Origin of the sequence: Lichenibacterium minor (assembly GCF_004137685.1) — a bacterium.
Lineage (GTDB): Bacteria > Pseudomonadota > Alphaproteobacteria > Rhizobiales > Beijerinckiaceae > Lichenihabitans > Lichenihabitans minor.
The window spans coordinates 173,948-190,734 of sequence record NZ_QYBB01000005.1; the positions used below are offsets into that span (position 1 = coordinate 173,948).

Consider the following 16,787-nt stretch of genomic DNA (forward strand, 5'->3'; position numbering starts at 1 on the left):
GGAGATGGATGGGTTTGCGGTCGATCGGCCTGTCGGCGAAGGGGAGCACGCGACGGGCCGGCGGTGACCGGGGACGGCTTCATTCGGACAAGCGCTGTCCTTCGCTGCCGCCGCGGAAGGCGGAGGCCTGGGTGACGCGGCTGCCGGGGGGCACGCTGGCCGTGAGGCACACGTTGCCGCCGACGATCGACCCCCGGCCGACGGTGATCCGGCCGAGCAGCGTGGCGCCCGCGTCGATCACGACGTCGTCCTCCAGGACCGGGTGGCGCGGGACGCCCCGCAGCGCCACGCCGGCCGGCGCGTGCCGCGCCCCCAGCGTCACCCCCTGGTGGAGGCGGACGCGATGGCCCACGACCGCGGTCTCGCCGATCACCACGCCGGTGCCGTGGTCGATGAAGAAGCTGTCGCCGATCGTGGCCCCGGGGTGGATCTCGATCCCGGTCAGCGACCGCGCCACGTCCGAGATCAGCCGCGCCGGGAAGCCCGCGCCGAGGCCGTGAAGGACGTGCGCCATGCGGTGGTGGACCAGCGCCGCCATCCCCGGGTAGCCGAGCAGGATCTCGGGCGCGCTCGACGCCGCGGGGTCGCCGTCGAGCGCGGCGCGGAGATCGCCGACGAGGCTGGCCCGGATGCCGGGAAGCGCGGCCGCGAAGGCGCGGGTGATCTCCAGCGCCTTCGCGGCCGCACTCCCCGGTGTCGGGTCCTCGTCCGCGAAGGCGAGGCCGAGCCGCACCTGGTCCTCCAAGAGGCCGAGCGAGGTCGACAGCGTGCCGCAGACGAAGCCGTCGAAGGCCGCGGCGGCGCTCTGGGACTGGCCGTAGTGGCTCGGGAACAGCGCGGCCGACAGGTCCGCCACGATGCCGCCCAGGGCGTCGCGCGACGGCATGGTGCGGATTCGGCCGCCGTGGCGGATGTTGTGGGTGATGTCCCGCGAGGTCCGCAGCGCCGTCGCGATCCCGTCGATGTCGTAACGCGACATCGGCGCGGGGGACGACAGGCCGAAGCCGGCCTTTCGCTGGAGTTTGACGTCGAGCATCTGGGAGCGAGCCCCTGGCTGTCGCTGCGGTTGGCCGATCTGTGCCCCTTTTCATATATAATGTCTATAGACAAATTCGAAGACGTCGGGCGTCGCCATCGCGGTCCGGCGCGTCGACGGGCCGGCCGGCCGACCCGCCGGGGCTCCTCGTGACGTTTGCGGAACGCGACGCGCGGCCTGCCGCACGGGCGGCGGCCCGGGCTGGCGCCCTCCGCCCCCGCCCTCTAAGGGGTTGGACGAATCCCATCTCCGCCGGAGCCCCCCATGATCCCTCGCTATTCCCGTCCCGCCATGGTGGCCCTGTGGGAGCCCGAGACGCGTTTCCGCATCTGGTTCGAGATCGAGGCCCATGCCTGCGACGCGCTGGCGGAGCTCGGCGTCATCCCGAAATCGGCCGCCGAAACCATCTGGGCCAAAGGCCGGGACGCGCAGTTCGACGTCGCCCGCATCGACGCCATCGAGCGGGAAACCAAGCACGACGTCATCGCCTTCCTGACCCATCTCGGCGAGATCGTCGGGCCGGACGCGCGCTTCGTCCACCAGGGCATGACGTCGTCGGACGTGCTCGACACCTGCCTGGCCGTGCAGCTCAGCCGCGCCGCCGACATGCTGATCGCCGACGTCGACGCGCTGCTGGCGACGCTGAAGCACCGCGCCCACGAGCACAAGCTGACGCCGACGGTCGGCCGCTCGCACGGCATCCACGCCGAGCCCGTCACCTTCGGTCTGAAGCTCGCCCAGGCCTACGCGGAATTCTCGCGCAACCGCGAGCGCCTCGTGGCCGCCCGCGCCGAGATCGCCACCTGCGCGCTGTCGGGCGCGGTGGGCACCTTCGCCAACATCGACCCGCGCGTCGAGGCGCATGTCGCCCGGGCCATGGGGCTGACGGTCGAGCCCGTGTCCACCCAGGTGATCCCGCGCGACCGGCACGCCATGTTCTTCGCGGTGCTGGGCGTCGTGGCCTCGTCGATCGAGCGGCTGGCGATCGAGATCCGCCACCTGCAGCGCACCGAGGTGCTGGAGGTGGAGGAGTTCTTCTCCGAGGGGCAGAAGGGCTCCTCCGCCATGCCGCACAAGCGCAACCCCGTGCTGACCGAGAACCTGACGGGCTTGGCCCGCCTCGTGCGCGGCATGGTGGTGCCCGCGATGGAGAACGTGGCGCTGTGGCACGAGCGGGACATCTCCCACTCCTCCGTCGAGCGCATGATCGGGCCCGACGCCACCGTGACGCTCGACTTCGCGCTGGCGCGGCTGACGGGCGTGGTCGACAAGCTCCTGGTGTACCCCGCCAACATGCAGAAGAACCTCGACCGGCTGGGCGGGCTCGTGCATTCGCAGCGCGTGCTGCTGGCGCTGACCCAAGGGGGGGTGTCGCGCGAAGACAGCTACCGGCTGGTGCAGCGCAACGCCATGCGGGTGTGGCGCGGCGAAGGCGACTTCCTCGAGTTCCTGAAGGCCGACCCGGAGGTGACGGCGGTGCTGCCGGCCGCCGCGCTGGAGCCCCTGTTCGACCTCGGCTACCACACCAAGCACGTCGACGCGATCTTCGCCCGCGTGTTCGGCTGAGATCGGTCTCGAGGGGCCGCCGGCCTTCCGCGGGATCTCCGGGCAGGGCCGCGGGCGAGCCCCTCGCAGGGCTCCGCGCGGGGCCTGCCGAAGGGCTCGGCCCCTGGAAGCCCTATCTGGCGGTTTCGGCCGCCAGCCAGTCCACGGCCGCCGCGGCGGCAGCGCCCGGGCCGCCCGCCGCCGCCGCATGGGCGGCCACCTGGACGTCGGCGCTGGTCCCCTCGCGCAGGATGCGGCGCGCCCCGTCGAGCGCCGCCGCGCAGCCGAGCGCGTCGGCGTCCTCCGCCACCGCGGCCAGGGCGGCGTCGAGCCGATCGGCGAAGCTTTCCGCCCCCGCGTGTGCCACCAAGGACGCCGTGATGCCGTAGCGCTGCACGCGCCACAGGTTCTCGACCGCCATGCCCCGGTCCGCGCCGGTCAGGCCGCGGTTCACCTCCGGCCGGCGCACCAGCATCCGCAGCAGGCAGCGGTACAGGGCCGCCACCGCCAGCGCGTCGTCGAGCCGGGTGCAGCTGTCGGCGACGCGCAGCTCCAGCGTCGGGTAGCGGGTCGAGGGGCGCAGCGTCCACCACAGGAAGCTCGCGTCGGGGATCATCCCGGCCCCGACCAGCGCCGCCACGTAGCGGTCGAACTCGGCCGCGTCGGCGAAAAGCTCGGGCAGGCCGGTGCGGGGCAGCTCTCCCCACACGGACAGCCGGTAGGCCGAGAGCCCGGTGTCGCGCCCCTGCCAGAACGGCGACGAGCAGGACAGGCCGAGCAGGAGCGCCGTGAAGGGCAGGAAGCGGTTCATGAGGTCGACGCGGGCGGCCGGGTCCGGCACCTCGACGTGGACGTGCATGCCGCACACCATGTTGCGGGCCTCGACCATCTGGGCTTCCCGCATGATGTCGGCGTAGCGCTGCTTTTCGGTGCGGCGTTGGCGGGCCCAGCGCGCCGTCGGATGGGTTCCAGCGGCGAACAGCAGCAGCCCGTGGTCGCGCGCCACGGCGGCGAGCCCGGCCCGCTGGCCGTGCAGCGCGGCGCGGGCCTCGGCGACGTCGTCGGTGGGCGCCGAGGCGGTCTCGATCTGGAGCTGGAGCAGCTCGCGCTCGGCTTCCGGAAGGCGCGCCTTGGCGTCGGCGTGGAAAGCCTTCAGGCGTCCCGCCGGGGTGCCGCGCGTCGCGGCGTCGGCCAGGAAGAACTCCTCCTCGATGCCGAAACGGTACCGTGCCGCCATGCCGACCTCCGTGACACGGAAGCGTCGCGCCGCCGTCACGGGAGTGTAGGGCGGCCCGGCCCGACGCGCGAGGCGGACGGGGCCGCGACCGGGCGCCGATCCTCGCCCGCGCGGGCTTTCGAAGCCGCGCCGCCCGGCTATTCCGCCGCCTGGGGCAGCGCCACCGCGGCCCCCGGGACGTAGTTGAGGATGGGGCCCAGCCAGCGCTCGACGTCGGGGACCGGCATGCCCTTGCGGGCCGCGTAATCCTCGACCTGGTCGCGCTCGACCTTGGCGACGCCGAAGTAATGCGCGTCCGGGTGGGCCAGGTAGAGGCCCGACACCGACGAGCCCGGCCACATGGCGAAGCTTTCCGTGAGCTTGACGCCCACCTTGGCCTCGGCGTCGAGCAGGCGGAACAGCGTCGCCTTCTCGGTGTGGTCGGGCTGGGACGGGTAGCCGGGGGCCGGCCGGATGCCCCGGTAGGGCTCGCCGATCAGCTCGTCGGGGCCGAAGGACTCGCCCGGCGCGTAGCCCCACAGCTCGCGGCGCACGCGCTGGTGCAGGGCTTCGGCGAAGGCTTCGGCGAAGCGGTCGGCCAGCGCCTTCACCATGATGGAGGAATAATCGTCGTTGGCGCGGGAGAAGCGCTCGCTCAGCACCTCCTCCTCCATGCCGGCCGTCACCACGAAGGCGCCGACGTAGTCGCCGAGCCCCGTGTCGCGCGGCGCCACGAAGTCGCCGAGCGCGAGGCTGGCGCGCCCGCCGCCCTTCGAAAGCTGCTGGCGCAGGGTGTAGAAGGTCGCCACCTCCTCGTCGCGCGCTTCGTCGGTGAAGAGCCGGATGTCGTCCCCGACCGCGTTCGCGGGCCAGAAGCCCACCACGGCCTTGGGCTTGAACCAGCCTTCGGCGATGATCGTGGCCAGCATGGCCTGCGCGTCGTCGAACAGGGCGCGCGCCGCCGGCCCCTGGCTCTCGTGGTCGAGGATGGCGGGATAGCGGCCCTTCAGCTCCCAGGTGGAGAAGAACGGCGTCCAATCGATGAAGCGGGCGAGGTCGGCGAGGTCGTAGGTTTCGAAGACGCGCGTGCCGAGGAAGCTGGGCGTCGGCGGCTCGTAGGCGCTCCAATCCACCGCCAGCCTGTTGGCCCGCGCCTTGGCGAGCGGCAGGCGCTGCTTGTCGGCTTCGCTGCGGGCGTGGGCGTCCGCCACCTTGCGATATTCGGCGCGGGTGGTTTCCACGAAGGCGTCGCGGTTGTCGGGCGACAGGAGGTTCGACACCACGCCGACGGCGCGGCTCGCGTCCGTGACGTAGACGGCTTGGCCGGACGAATAGCGGGGCGCGACCTTCACGGCCGTGTGGACGCGGCTCGTCGTGGCGCCGCCGATGAGCAGCGGCACGCGGAAGCCCTGCCGCTCCATCTCGGCCGCGACGTGGACCATCTCGTCGAGCGAGGGCGTGATCAGCCCGGACAGGCCGACGATGTCGACGTTCTTCTCCTTGGCGACTTCGAGGATCTTGGCGGCCGGCACCATGACGCCGAGGTCGATCACCTCGTAGTTGTTGCAGGCCAGAACGACGCCGACGATGTTCTTGCCGATGTCGTGGACGTCGCCCTTCACGGTCGCCATCAGGATGCGGCCGGCGGCGGTGCGCTCGCCGTCGCCGCCGTTGGCCAGCTTCTCGGCGTCCATGAAGGGGAGCAGGATGGCGACGGCCTGCTTCATCACGCGGGCCGACTTCACCACCTGGGGCAGGAACATCTTGCCGGCGCCGAACAGGTCGCCGACCACGTTCATGCCGGCCATCAGCGGTCCCTCGATGACGTGGAGCGGGCGTTCGGCGGCGAGCCGCGCTTCCTCGACGTCGACGGCGATGTAATCCGTGATGCCGTTGACCAGCGCGTGGCTCAGCCGCTCCGCCACTGGCCGCTCGCGCCAGCCGAGGTCCTGCGCCCTGGCCTCCTGGCCCTTGGCGCCGCGGAAGCGCTCGGCCACCGCCAGCAGCCGTTCCGTGCCCTCGGGGCGGCGGTTGAGGACCACGTCCTCGCAGGCCTGGCGCAGCTCGGGGTCGATGGATTCGTAGACGGCGAGCTGCCCCGCGTTGACGATGCCCATGTCCATGCCGGCCTGGATGGCGTGGTACAGGAACACGGCGTGCATGGCTTCGCGCACCGGCTCGTTGCCGCGGAACGAGAAGCTGAGGTTCGACACGCCGCCCGAGATGTGGGCGTGGGGCAGGGTGGCGCGGATGGTGCGCGTCGCCTCGATGAAGGCCACGCCGTAGCCGTCGTGCTCCTCGATGCCGGTCGCCACCGCGAAGACGTTGGGGTCGAACACGATGTCCTCGGGCGGGAACCCGTCCGCGACGAGCAGCTCGTAGGCCCGGGTGCAGATCTCGACCTTGCGCTCGTAGCTGTCGGCCTGGCCCTGCTCGTCGAAGGCCATGACGACCACCGCCGCCCCGTAGGCCCGCACCGTGCGGGCGACCTTGAGGAAGGCCTCCTCGCCCTCCTTCATGGAGATCGAGTTGACCAGCGCCTTGCCCTGCACGCGCTTGAGGCCGGCCTCGATGACGGAAAACTTCGACGAGTCGATCATCACCGGCACGCGGGCAATGTCGGGCTCGGCGGCGACGAGGTTCAGGAAGTCGATCATCGCCTTCTCGGAGTCGATCAGGCCCTCGTCCATGTTGACGTCGATGATCTGGGCGCCGTTGGCGACCTGGTCGCGCGCGACGTCGAGCGCGGCCACGAGGTCGCCCTCCTTGATGAGCTTGCGGAAGCGCGCCGAGCCGGTGACGTTGGTGCGCTCGCCGACGTTGACGAAGGGGATGTCGGACGACAGCGTGAAGGGTTCGAGGCCCGACAGGCGCATCATCGGGGGGATCACCGGCAGGGCGCGGGGCGTCTTCCCCTTCACGGCTTCGGCGATCGCGCGGATGTGCTCGGGCGTCGAGCCGCAGCAGCCGCCCACGACGTTGACCAGGCCCTCGTCGGCGAAGCCGGCGATCTGCCTGGCCATCATCTCCGGGCTCTCGTCGTAGAGGCCGAACTCGTTGGGCAGGCCCGCGTTCGGGTAGGCGCACACGAAGGTGTCGGACGCCGCCGACAGTTCGGCGAGATGCGGCCGCATCGCTTCGGCACCGAGCGCGCAGTTCAGCCCGATGGTGAAGGGCTTGGCGTGGCTGAGCGCGTTCCAGAAGGCCGTCGGGGTCTGGCCCGACAGGGTGCGGCCGGACAGGTCGGTGATGGTGCCGGAGATCATGACCGGGAGCCGGATCCCGGTCTCGGCGAACACCTCGTGGGTGGCGAAGAAGGCCGCCTTGGCGTTCAGCGTGTCGAAGATCGTCTCGATCAGGATGATGTCGGCGCCGCCGTCGATCAGCCCGCGGACCTGCTCGGCATAGGCGACGCGCAGGTCGTCGAACGTCACGGCGCGGAATCCGGGGTCGTTGACGTCGGGCGAGATGGAAGCGGTGCGGTTGGTGGGGCCGAGCGCGCCGGCGACGAAGCGCCGGCGGCCGTCTTCGCGCTCGGCGCGCAGCAGCGCCCGCTTGGCGAGCCGGGCGCCGTCGCGGTTCAGCTCGTAGACGGCGTCCTCCATGCCGTAGTCGGCCTGGGCGATGCTGGTGGACGAGAAGGTGTTGGTTTCGACGATGTCGGCGCCCGCCACCGCGTAGGCGTAGTGGATCGCCTCGATGGCCTCGGGCTGGGTCAGCGTGAGCAGATCGTTGTTGCCCTTGAGGTGGCACTCGCAGGCCTGGAAGCGGTGGCCGCGGAAGTGGCTTTCCTCGTATTCGAGCCCCTGGATCTGCGTTCCCATGGCGCCGTCCAGCACCAGGATGCGCTCGCGCGCCGCGGCCGTCAGCGCGGCCAGGATCTCGGCGCCGTCCTGGCGCCCCTCGGTGACGCGTCCCGCGCCCTCGGCGAACAGGGCGTCGATGTCCTGGCTCATGCTGTGCTCCGATCAGTCACATGCTCATATAAAGATATTGTTATATGACGCAAGGCGGCGGTCGACTCCCCCGGGAGTCTGCCGGCGAAAGCCGGCCGATTCACGGTCCGTTAACGCTGCGGCGGGCGCAATGCGACGGTGGCGTGAAAGCTGCTTCACGCGACAGGACCCGTGGCTCCGTTTCGGAGGTCGACATATGGGATCGGCACGCGACGTTTCACCCGACTTCATCCGCCAACTCGCCGGCTACGGCCTGACGACGGCGGAGATCCTGTACCACCTGCCGGACCATCCGGGGCTGCTGCAGAGCTACGTGTGGCAGGCCTACGACCTCGCCCCGGCCTTCCCGGCCCTCACCAAGTTCCTGACCTTCTGGCGCGACACGCTCGACGGCGTGCTGCATTCCGTGCGGGTGGGACATTCCGGGCTGATCAAGCCGGCCGAGATCGCGCTGGTGGGGACGGAGTTCCGCCTGCAGTGAGGTTCGGCGCTCCGGAAGCCTCGGGCCCGCGTCGTCACAGCTTCCGCAGCGCCACCCGCTCGATCTCGTGGCTGGCCCCCTTGCGCAGGATCAGGCTCGCCCTCGCCCGGGTGGGCCGCACGTTCTCGACGAGGTTCTTCAGGTTGATCCGCGTCCAGATGTCCCGCGCGATGGCTTCGGCGTCCCCCGCACCGACGTCGGCATATTTGCGGAAATAGGACAGGGGATCGCGGAACGCCGTTTCGCGCAGCGACATGAAGCGCGACACGTACCAGTCCTCCAGCAAGCCCTCGTCGGCGTCGAGGTAGACCGAGAAGTCGAAGAAGTCCGACACGAAGGGGATGTCGCGCCCGTCCCGGGCCTGCCGGTTCGGCATCAGCACGTTCAAGCCTTCGACGATCAGGATGTCGGGCCTGTCCACCAGCACCACCTCGTCGGGCAGCACGTCGTAGGTCAGGTGGGAATAGACCGGCGCCGCGACGTTGCGCTTGCCGGCCTTCACGTCGGACAGGAAGTGGATCAGCGCGGAGCCGTTGAAGGACTCGGGAAAGCCCTTGCGCTCCATCAGGCCGAGCTCGACCAGCGCCTTGTTGGGGTGGAGGAAGCCGTCCGTGGTGACGAGCGCGACCTTCGGCGTGTTGGGCCAGCGCGACATCAGCGCCTTCAGGACCCGCGCGGTGGTGGATTTCCCCACCGCCACCGACCCCGCCACGCCGATGATGTAGGGCACCTTGCCGTCGCCCGCCCCGAGGAAGCGCTGCGTCGCCTTGAACAGCCCCTGCGTGGCGGCGACGTAGAGCGCCAGCAGGCGCGACAGCGGCAGGTAGATGGCCACGACCTCGTCGATGGAGATCGGGTCGTTGGTGGCGCGCAGCTTGCGCAGGTCATCGACCGTGAGCGTCAAGGGCGTGTCGGCGCGCAGCGCCGCCCAGCCGTCGCGGGTGAAGTGGTGGTAGGGCGAGCCCGCCAGCCCCGTAGCCGGGAAGCCCTCGTCGATCGGCAGGGCGGAGGCGGACAGGTCGAGCATCGCGGGGCTCAGGTTGCCGGCGGTCGCGAGGCTTTCTCCTCGTGCCCCGATTGACGGGTGCGCCGCCCCAGCTCCGCCACGACCTGGTCGAGAGACAGGTCCGAGGCTTGGAGCAGCACCAACAGATGGTAGATCACATCTGCCGCTTCGGAAAGCAGGGCCGGCTTGTCCTTCATCACCGCCGCGATGACGGCCTCGACCGCTTCCTCGCCGAACTTCTTGGCGATGCGCGGCACGCCGGCGTCGAGCAGCGAGCGCGTGTAGGACTTGTCCGCCACGGCATGGCGGCGCTCGGCGATCAGCCGTTCCAGCTCGCCCAGCGTGAACAGGCGGTCGCCCCCGCCGGGGAGGGGGGATGCGGGGATCATGCTCATCCGTCGAGCCTCATGTCGAGCCCGGCCTCGGCCATGAAGCGCTTGGCTTCGCCGATCGTGTGCTGGCCGAAGTGGAAGATCGAGGCCGCCAGCACCGCGCTGGCGCCGCCGTGCCGCACTCCGTCGACGAGGTGGTCGAGCGTGCCGACGCCCCCCGACGCGATCACGGGGACCGACACGGCCTCGGTCACGGCGCGTGTGAGGGCGAGGTCGAAGCCGATCTTGGTGCCGTCGCGGTCCATGGAGGTGAGCAGGATCTCGCCGGCCCCGCGCTCCGCCACGTCGCGGGCGTAGGCGACGGCGTCGATGCCGGTCGGCCGGCGTCCGCCGTGGGTGAACACTTCCCAGCGCGGCGTTTCGCCTTCCGCCGAAACCCGCTTGGCATCCACCGCCACCACGACGCACTGGCTGCCAAACTTCTCGGCGGCCCGGGACACGAAGGCCCTGTCCGCCACGGCGGCCGACATGATGGACGCCTTGTCGGCCCCTGCCAGCAGCAGGGTGCGGATGTCGGCGACCGTGCGGACGCCGCCCCCCACGGTGAGGGGCATGAAGCAGGCTTCCGCGGTGCGGCGCACGACGTCGAGCAGGATGCCGCGGTCCTCGGAAGAGGCCGTGATGTCGAGGAAGCACAGCTCGTCGGCTCCGGCGGCGTCGTAGGCCAGCGCGCATTCGACGGGATCGCCGGCGTCGCGCAGTTCCACGAAGTTGACGCCCTTGACGACGCGGCCGTCCTTGACGTCGAGGCAGGGGATGACGCGGGATTTCAGCATCGATTCGATCGCTTCAGGCCGGTGAAGGCGCGTTGGGGAAATCCAGGACAGATCGCGGCACACCTCCGCCTTCGTGCTCGGGATCGACCCCCGTGACCGGGTGACGGCGATCCGGAGCCCGATCCTTCCGCCGTCGCGCGAGTGTCCTCGCATCCGCCACGGACGCCGTGCAGGCCGTGTTGCCGAAGAACGCGTGCCGGTTCGCCACGTCGGGGTGACGATCGCGGATGGAGGTCAGCGCCTTGCGGGAAATCTGCTCGCCGTCGAACACCCGAGCATGAGCCTTCATCGCCCTTCTCCCTCCTCCCGCTCGCCGGAAGCTCCTGGTCGCAGGTCTTCCGAAACACCCCGGTCCGGGTCGGCCGGCGGCTGGCCCAACCGCTCCAGGAGCGTCGGTTCCCGATGCCGCTCGATGAGCTCGTCGGATCGTAGGCGGTCTGGATCGCTCAGCATGGGGTCGATCTAGGCTCCGACGAGGGTCAGAACGGGAAGGGCAGGGTCATAGCCGAGGACGGCGGCGAACGAAAAGCAGGCCGGGGCCGCGACGGCGCAGCCCCGAGCGATGGCGTCGAAGGCGCTTTCGACACGCACGGCCCCTGCGCGGCACGGGATGCCTCGGACGACCTCCCGCAGGCTCACGTTTCCGTCGCTTCCCGCCTCGAACCGTCGCTTCCCGCGCGCGCCGACCGGATCATCGCCAGCGCGGCGGCGGGGTCGAGGCGCCCGTCGTAGAGGGCGCGGCCCGTGACGGCGCCGGCCAGGACCGCGCAATCGGGTTCGAGCAGCCGCGACACGTCTTCCAGCGACGCGAGCCCCCCGGACGCGATCACGGGCAGGTGGACGGCTTCGGCCAGCGCCACCGTGCCGGCGAGGTTCAAGCCCTTCATGGCGCCGTCGCGCCCGATGTCGGTCATCACGATCGCGGCCACGCCCGCGTCCTCGAAGCGGCGCCCGAGCTCGACGGCGGTCATGTTGACCGTCCTGGCCCAGCCCTCGACGGCCACGAGCCCGTCGCGCGCGTCGATGCCCACCGCCACCTGTCCGGGGAACAGCCGGGCGGCCTCGCGCACGAAGCCGGGGTCCTTCACGGCCGCGGTGCCGAGGATCACGCGGGCCACCCCGCGCTTCAGCCACATGTCGACGGTGCGGATGTCGCGGATGCCGCCCCCGAGCTGCACCGGCAGGGCGATGCGGTCGAGGATGCCTTCGACGGCTTCCGCGTTCCTCGGCCGGCCCGCGAAGGCCCCGTCGAGGTCGACGAGGTGCAGGTATTCGAAGCCCTGGCGCTCGAAAGCGGCCGCTTGCGCCGCCGGATCGGGGTTGAAGACGGTCGCCGATCCCATCTCGCCGTGGACGAGGCGGACGCATTCGCCGTCCTTGAGGTCGATCGCGGGGAAAAGGATCAAGGCTGCCACCGGAGGAAGTTGCCGAGGAGCTTGAGGCCGAGCGCCTGGCTCTTCTCGGGATGGAACTGGGTGCCCGCCATGTTGTCCCGCGCCACGACCGCCGTGACGGGGCCGCCATAGTCGGTGACCGCCAGCACGTCGCTGTCGGCCGCGGGCTTGAGGCCGTAGCTGTGCACGAAATAGGCGTGCAGCCCGGCGTCGCCCGTCGGGATGCCGTCCAGCAACGGGTGGATGGAGCGCGCCCGCAGCGTGTTCCAGCCCATGTGGGGGATCTTCAGGGCGGGATCGGCCGGCGACAGCGCCACCACGTCGCCGGGGATCCAGTCGAGGCCGTAGGCGGTCTCGTGCTCGAGGCCGCGCGTCGCCATCAGCTGCATGCCGACGCAGATGCCGAGGAACGGCCGCCCGCCGTGCACCACCGCATCGGTGAGGGCGCCGACGAGGCCCGGCACGGCGTCCAGGCCGCGGCGGCAATCCGCGAACGCGCCGACGCCCGGCAGCACCACGCGGTCGGCGCGGCGCACCCGCTCGGGATCGGACGTGACCTCGACGCGCGTGTCGAGGTCGGCTTCGCGGGCCGCGCGCTCGAAGGCCTTGGCGGCCGACGCGAGGTTGCCCGAACCGTAGTCGAGGATCGCGACGGAGCTCACGCGCGGCCTCCGGCGGACGGGAACAGCCCGATGACGGGCCGCGGGCCGCCCGCGCGGGCGGCGGGGCGGTGGGGAAGAGGCTCCAGCAGCGGGGCGGCGCCGCCGAAGAAGCGCCGTTCGGCGTCGCCGCGCGTCGCGCCCGCCACCAGGGCGGCCGGGATGAAGCCCGCGCGGCCGAGCGCGGTCCGACGCCCGTCGGCCGCTTCGAGCCCGGTCAGCACCGCGAGCACGAGATAGAGCAGCAGGCGGGGCCAGAACCCCAGGCCGGCCAGTTCCGCGGCGGCGAAGAGCGCCGCACCGGTCACCGCCCAGGCCAGGGTGGCGAACCACAGGCCGCGGTGGAGCAGGGCCAAGGGGCCGAGCAGAAAGGATGCCCAGTCGAAGCCTTCGCGCACGAAGACCGTGTCGTCCGCCCGCGCGGCATCGTCGGTGACGCCGGACGGCACATGGACCGTGAAGGTGGGCATGGGGCTCCTCGGCTGGCACGGCGCTGCGGCCTCTTGTCGTGCAAGCCGCGGGCCGGGGCAAGCCCGCGGAGCGGGCCGAACGTCCGGCTCGGCCGCTTCGCGCCCCCGGGCGGGGCTCGACGCCCCGCCGCGATGCGCTCGATGTCTGCAATACAGATATATTTGCAACAGGCGATAGGCGAGGCGCCGTCCACGACCACCGTCCAGGTCCCACGACCCCTCATCGAAAGGCAACGCCATGGCCGATCCCGCCGCACGCTCCGGCGTGTTCTCCGCGCCCCTGGACTTCAAGATTCGAGAGGTCGACTTCAAGCATCCTTCCGGCGGCGACCGCGACCGAGCCCACCCCGCCGTCACTGCAGCCCTCTTTCGTCGCCTCCGTCCCGTTCCTGCCGGGCAAGGTCTTCAAGGGCGGCCTCGTCACCGTGACGGCGACGCAGATCCAGTACACCCAGAAGGTGATCCTCAACTTCGCCGGCCTGAGCTGGCCGCACGTTTCCGTCGCGACCCTCGTGCCGGCCGGCCCCGTCCCGATCCCGGCTTCGCTGCTCCCGATGACCTGACCGCCGCCGCACCGGTCGAACGGGCGTTCCGCAGGCGGTGCCGTGCGGTCCCCATCGTCACACCGGGGCGCGTGCGCTGCGCCGAGCCGCCGCGCCCCGGCGCCGTCACTTCCACGTCTTGAAGGCGTCCTCGATCACGCGCTGGCCGGCGGCACCCTTCTCGAAGGTCAGCTTGCCGAGCTTGCCCGAGGTGAACAGCACCGACATGTCGAACCAGTTGCGCTCCGTCATCAGGCGGAGGTTCTGGGTTTCGGCGGCGCCGCGCGTCAGCCCCACCAGGAAATAGTTGTCCGTGATGGCGACGGGGACGCCCGCCAGGGCGTCGCCCGTCGGGGCATCGTCGTCCTTGCGCATCTCGGGCACGTTGACCTGCTTGACCGGGCCCAGCACATTGCCGCCCTGGGGCAGGAAGTGGAACTCGATCGTGTGCGAGGCGGGAAGCTGCGGCTCGGGGTTCTTCTGCATCAGCATCGACACCTTGAGCTTGGCGTCGGGGATGTCGATGTCGGCCTTGACGGCGCTGGCGAGCGGCTGGCCGCCGCCGGGGCTGACGCTGTCGAGGTGCCACACCACCGTGCCCACGTAGGTATGGACCCTTTGCGGGTCGTCCGGGGCGTCCACCAGCAAGGCGGCGCGCTGCGCCACCGCGATCGACGGCCCGGCGCCGCCGGTGTCGAGGCCCTGGGGCACCACGGCGGGCACCGCCGCCCCGGAGGTCGCCGGGGACGCGGCATCACCGGCGGCATCGGCCGGGGCCGCGCGCTCGGCCATCTTGCCGGGCGCGGCCGCTTCGGCGGTGGGTGCGCCCTGTGCCGCCGTGCGCGACGCCACGACCTGTTCGGGCGTGTCGCGCAGGCGATAGGCCGCGAACCCCATCCCCGCCATGGCGAGCGCCCCGGCGACGAGCGCGGCGAGGAGGACCGGCCTGCTCCAGCCCGACGTGTCGCGCGGGCGCGGCGCGGGCGGGCGCGGCGTGCCGTCGCGCGGGCGGGCTGCGGCTGCGGCGGGCGCGTCGGGCAGGGCGCCGTCCCGCTCGGCGCGGCCCGCCGCGTCGAGGGCGTCGGCGAAGTTCGGGCCGGCGGCCGGCGCGTCGCGCTCGGGCAGGGGAGCGTCCGCCGCGGGCTTGGCGGTGGAAACGCCCGGCGCGTCGCGCTCGGGCGCGGGCACCACAGGCCGCAGCGCCATCACGGGTCGGGTGCCGCGGGGGAGCGAGGACGCGCGGGGCGGCGACCCGGGCCCGGGTCGCACGGGCGGAGCCGAGGCAGCCGCCGGGGCGGCGGCACCGAGCCGCGCTCCGGCGGGGGCCGGGCGGGGGCCCAGCACCGGCCGTTCGCGGGACGGGGGCGGGACCACCGGCGGCGCGCCCGTGGGCAGGGGCGGCGGCGGCACGCGCGTCGGCGCCGCCGCGGCGGTCGGCGCCGGGATGGCGGGCGGCGTGGGCTCGGCCCGGGGCTGCGGCGTGGGTTCGGCCCGGGGCTGCGGCGCCGGCATGGGGGGTGACGCTTCGGCGACGGGCGCCGGCCCGCGGTCGTCGAACCGCGCCTCGACGCGCGCGATGGCGGCGTCGAGAGCCGCGCTTTCGCGCGCGATGTCGTCCTCGGGGACGGGCGGCTCCATGCGGCGGAGCTGGCCGATGAGCGCCGTGCGGGCGCGCTCGTAGATCGACCGCCGGGCCTCGGCGGTCGGCTCCGTCAGGCCGGAAACGGCGCGGTCGAGAAGCGGATAATATTCGGCCATGGGGATCTCTGACCATCCCGGGCCCGAGCCGTCAACCGAAGCTCGGCCGTTGCGCACCCTCCCGCGCCGCCACCCGGAGGGCGTGTCGCGGCGGACACGCCCGGCCCCGCTCCGGCGGTCGAGTCCGGTCTCCGGTCCGGCCGTCGGGGACGATCGCTCGTCCCCGCCGGGCCGGGCCGCCGTCAGTCCTGGAACGGGTTCTGCACCAGGATCGTGTCGTCGCGCTCGGGGCTCGTCGACAGCAGGGACACGGGCGCGCCCACCAGCTCCTCGATGTAGCGCACGTATTTGATCGCCTGCGCGGGCAGGTCCGCCCAGGAGCGGGCGTTGGCAGTCGTGCCTTCCCACCCCGCGAAGGTCTCGTAGATGGGCTCCACCCGGTCCTGCGCGGCCTGGCTGGCGGGCAGACGGTCGATCAGCTCGCCGTCGAGCCGATAGCCGGTGCAGATCTTCACCTCGGGGAAGCCGTCGAGGATGTCGAGCTTGGTCAGCGCCAGCCCGGTGATGCCGCTGGTGCGGACCGCGTGGCGCACCAGCACGGCGTCGAACCAGCCGCAGCGCCGCGGCCGGCCGGTGTTGACGCCGACTTCGCGGCCCTTGGTGCCGATGAGCCGCCCGGTGTCGTCGTGCAGTTCAGTGGGGAAGGGGCCGCCGCCGACCCGCGTCGTATAGGCCTTGACGATGCCGAGCACGTAGCCGACCGCGCCCGGCCCGAGGCCGGAACCCGTGGCGGCGGCGCCCGCCGCGGTGTTGGACGAGGTCACGAACGGGTAGGTGCCGTGGTCGACGTCGAGCATGGCGCCCTGCGCGCCTTCGAACAGGATCCGCTTGCCGGCACGCCGCGCCGTGTCGAGGATCGTCGACACAGGCGCCATGTAGGGCAGGACCGCGGGCGCGATCTCCATGAGCTCGGCCTTGATGTCGGCGGCCGCGACGGCCGGCAGCCCCAGGCCGCGGCGCAGCGGCTCGTGGTGGCTGAGCAGCCGGGCGATCTTGACGTCGAGCGAGGCGGGCTCGGCGAGGTCGCTCAAGCGGATGGCGCGGCGGCCGACCTTGTCCTCGTAGGCGGGGCCGATGCCGCGCTTGGTGGTGCCGATGGCGCCTTCGGGGCCGGCGCCGGCTTCGCGGTGGGCGTCGAGCTCGCGGTGGAGCGGCAGGATCAGCGTGACGTTCTCGGCGACCTTGAGGTTGTCCGTGTCGACCGCGACGCCCTGGCCCCGAAGGGCCTCGATCTCCTTGGCGAGGTGCCACGGGTCGAGCACCACGCCGTTGCCGATCACCGACAGCTTGCCGGGCCGCACGATGCCGGACGGCAGCAGGGCGAGCTTGTACACCGCCCCGTCGATGACCAGCGTGTGGCCGGCATTGTGGCCGCCCTGGAAGCGCACCACCACGTCGGCTTCCGTCGACAGCCAGTCGACGATCTTGCCCTTGCCCTCGTCGCCCCATTGGGCGCCGACCACCACGACGTTGGCCATCCGTGCTCGTCCTCGAAACAGCGAAAGGCCCCGTGACACCAGCGAAGGTGACCGAGGCCGAGACTTCGCGAAACGCTA

Annotated in this window: 16 protein-coding genes; 3 read left to right on the plus strand and 13 right to left on the minus strand. The window is 71.9% G+C overall.

Annotated features, from left to right (window positions below; genetic code table 11):
- Nucleotides 1-79: 79 nt before the first annotated feature.
- The gene (gene epsC / locus D3273_RS07090; RefSeq protein ID WP_207210723.1) at nucleotides 80-1,036 is read right to left on the minus strand and encodes a serine O-acetyltransferase EpsC; all 957 of its coding nucleotides are present in this window, start codon (nucleotides 1,034-1,036) and stop codon (nucleotides 80-82) included.
- Nucleotides 1,037-1,300: 264 nt separating this feature from the next.
- On the opposite strand from epsC, the gene purB reads away from it, so the two are divergent.
- Nucleotides 1,301-2,602 (plus strand): adenylosuccinate lyase, encoded by a 1,302-nt coding sequence (gene purB, locus D3273_RS07095; protein ID WP_129224910.1) that lies wholly within the window; start codon nucleotides 1,301-1,303, stop codon nucleotides 2,600-2,602.
- A gap of 112 nt (nucleotides 2,603-2,714) precedes the next feature.
- Here purB and D3273_RS07100 read toward each other — a convergent pair whose 3' ends face one another.
- Entirely contained in the window at nucleotides 2,715-3,818 is a 1,104-nt protein-coding gene (locus D3273_RS07100) for a carboxylate-amine ligase (protein WP_129224912.1), read from the minus strand.
- 137 nt (nucleotides 3,819-3,955) lie between these two features.
- Nucleotides 3,956-7,753 (minus strand): methionine synthase, encoded by a 3,798-nt coding sequence (metH, locus tag D3273_RS07105; protein ID WP_129224914.1) that lies wholly within the window; start codon nucleotides 7,751-7,753, stop codon nucleotides 3,956-3,958.
- Between the two features lie 196 nt (nucleotides 7,754-7,949).
- Here metH and D3273_RS07110 point away from each other — a divergent pair, with 196 nt between their 5' ends.
- Complete coding sequence (locus D3273_RS07110) at nucleotides 7,950-8,234, plus strand: usg protein (protein WP_129224916.1); 285 nt, start codon at nucleotides 7,950-7,952, stop codon at nucleotides 8,232-8,234.
- A 34-nt stretch (nucleotides 8,235-8,268) separates the two neighbouring features.
- Here the strand turns inward: D3273_RS07110 and coaA are convergent, their stop codons facing one another.
- The 8 genes from coaA to D3273_RS07150 form a co-directional block, all read right to left on the minus strand.
- Entirely contained in the window at nucleotides 8,269-9,261 is a 993-nt protein-coding gene (gene coaA / locus D3273_RS07115; RefSeq protein ID WP_129224918.1) for a type I pantothenate kinase, read from the minus strand.
- Nucleotides 9,262-9,269: 8 nt separating this feature from the next.
- A complete protein-coding gene (locus D3273_RS07120) occupies nucleotides 9,270-9,629 on the minus strand; it encodes a phosphoribosyl-ATP diphosphatase (RefSeq protein ID WP_129224920.1) in 360 nt (119 codons plus the stop codon).
- A 2-nt stretch (nucleotides 9,630-9,631) separates the two neighbouring features.
- The gene (gene hisF, locus D3273_RS07125; protein ID WP_129224922.1) at nucleotides 9,632-10,408 is read right to left on the minus strand and encodes an imidazole glycerol phosphate synthase subunit HisF; all 777 of its coding nucleotides are present in this window, start codon (nucleotides 10,406-10,408) and stop codon (nucleotides 9,632-9,634) included.
- A gap of 13 nt (nucleotides 10,409-10,421) precedes the next feature.
- Nucleotides 10,422-10,679, minus strand: coding sequence for a hypothetical protein (locus tag D3273_RS07130; protein WP_129224924.1), 258 nt, complete (start codon nucleotides 10,677-10,679; stop codon nucleotides 10,422-10,424).
- A gap of 364 nt (nucleotides 10,680-11,043) precedes the next feature.
- Nucleotides 11,044-11,814 carry a 1-(5-phosphoribosyl)-5-[(5-phosphoribosylamino)methylideneamino]imidazole-4-carboxamide isomerase gene (gene hisA / locus D3273_RS07135; RefSeq protein ID WP_129224926.1) on the minus strand — a complete coding sequence of 257 codons (771 nt, stop codon included), beginning with the start codon at nucleotides 11,812-11,814 and terminating at the stop codon, nucleotides 11,044-11,046.
- Nucleotides 11,811-12,464 carry an imidazole glycerol phosphate synthase subunit HisH gene (gene hisH, locus D3273_RS07140; protein WP_129224928.1) on the minus strand — a complete coding sequence of 218 codons (654 nt, stop codon included), beginning with the start codon at nucleotides 12,462-12,464 and terminating at the stop codon, nucleotides 11,811-11,813. The genes hisA and hisH overlap by 4 nt, the downstream gene beginning before the upstream one ends.
- Nucleotides 12,461-12,931, minus strand: a complete 471-nt coding sequence (locus D3273_RS07145; protein WP_129224930.1) for a DUF2628 domain-containing protein — start codon at nucleotides 12,929-12,931, stop codon at nucleotides 12,461-12,463. Before D3273_RS07145 ends, hisH begins: the two co-directional genes overlap by 4 nt.
- 220 nt (nucleotides 12,932-13,151) lie before the next feature.
- Nucleotides 13,152-13,340 carry a hypothetical protein gene (locus D3273_RS07150; protein WP_129224932.1) on the minus strand — a complete coding sequence of 63 codons (189 nt, stop codon included), beginning with the start codon at nucleotides 13,338-13,340 and terminating at the stop codon, nucleotides 13,152-13,154.
- 16 nt (nucleotides 13,341-13,356) lie between these two features.
- Between D3273_RS07150 and D3273_RS28130 the strand changes: the two genes are divergently transcribed.
- The gene (locus D3273_RS28130; protein WP_165359408.1) at nucleotides 13,357-13,494 is read left to right on the plus strand and encodes a hypothetical protein; all 138 of its coding nucleotides are present in this window, start codon (nucleotides 13,357-13,359) and stop codon (nucleotides 13,492-13,494) included.
- A gap of 105 nt (nucleotides 13,495-13,599) precedes the next feature.
- Here the strand turns inward: D3273_RS28130 and D3273_RS07155 are convergent, their stop codons facing one another.
- Nucleotides 13,600-15,231, minus strand: coding sequence for a hypothetical protein (locus D3273_RS07155; protein ID WP_129224934.1), 1,632 nt, complete (start codon nucleotides 15,229-15,231; stop codon nucleotides 13,600-13,602).
- A gap of 182 nt (nucleotides 15,232-15,413) precedes the next feature.
- On the minus strand, nucleotides 15,414-16,709 hold the full coding sequence (locus D3273_RS07160; RefSeq protein WP_129224936.1) for an adenylosuccinate synthase: 1,296 nt from the start codon (nucleotides 16,707-16,709) through the stop codon (nucleotides 15,414-15,416).
- Nucleotides 16,710-16,787 lie beyond the last annotated feature (78 nt).

Bases quoted from the DNA above. Each gene is read 5' to 3' on its own strand.
- epsC (WP_207210723.1), bottom strand. From the start codon at position 1,036: ATGCTCGACGTCAAACTCCAGCGAAAGGCCGGCTTCGGCCTGTCGTCC.
- D3273_RS07160 (WP_129224936.1), bottom strand. From the start codon at position 16,709: ATGGCCAACGTCGTGGTGGTCGGCGCCCAATGGGGCGACGAGGGCAAG.
- D3273_RS07145 (WP_129224930.1), bottom strand. From the start codon at position 12,931: ATGCCCACCTTCACGGTCCATGTGCCGTCCGGCGTCACCGACGATGCC.
- D3273_RS07110 (WP_129224916.1), top strand. From the start codon at position 7,950: ATGGGATCGGCACGCGACGTTTCACCCGACTTCATCCGCCAACTCGCC.
- purB (WP_129224910.1), top strand. From the start codon at position 1,301: ATGATCCCTCGCTATTCCCGTCCCGCCATGGTGGCCCTGTGGGAGCCC.
- hisF (WP_129224922.1), bottom strand. From the start codon at position 10,408: ATGCTGAAATCCCGCGTCATCCCCTGCCTCGACGTCAAGGACGGCCGC.
- coaA (WP_129224918.1), bottom strand. From the start codon at position 9,261: ATGCTCGACCTGTCCGCCTCCGCCCTGCCGATCGACGAGGGCTTCCCG.
- D3273_RS07155 (WP_129224934.1), bottom strand. From the start codon at position 15,231: ATGGCCGAATATTATCCGCTTCTCGACCGCGCCGTTTCCGGCCTGACG.
- metH (WP_129224914.1), bottom strand. From the start codon at position 7,753: ATGAGCCAGGACATCGACGCCCTGTTCGCCGAGGGCGCGGGACGCGTC.
- D3273_RS07100 (WP_129224912.1), bottom strand. From the start codon at position 3,818: ATGGCGGCACGGTACCGTTTCGGCATCGAGGAGGAGTTCTTCCTGGCC.
- D3273_RS07120 (WP_129224920.1), bottom strand. From the start codon at position 9,629: ATGATCCCCGCATCCCCCCTCCCCGGCGGGGGCGACCGCCTGTTCACG.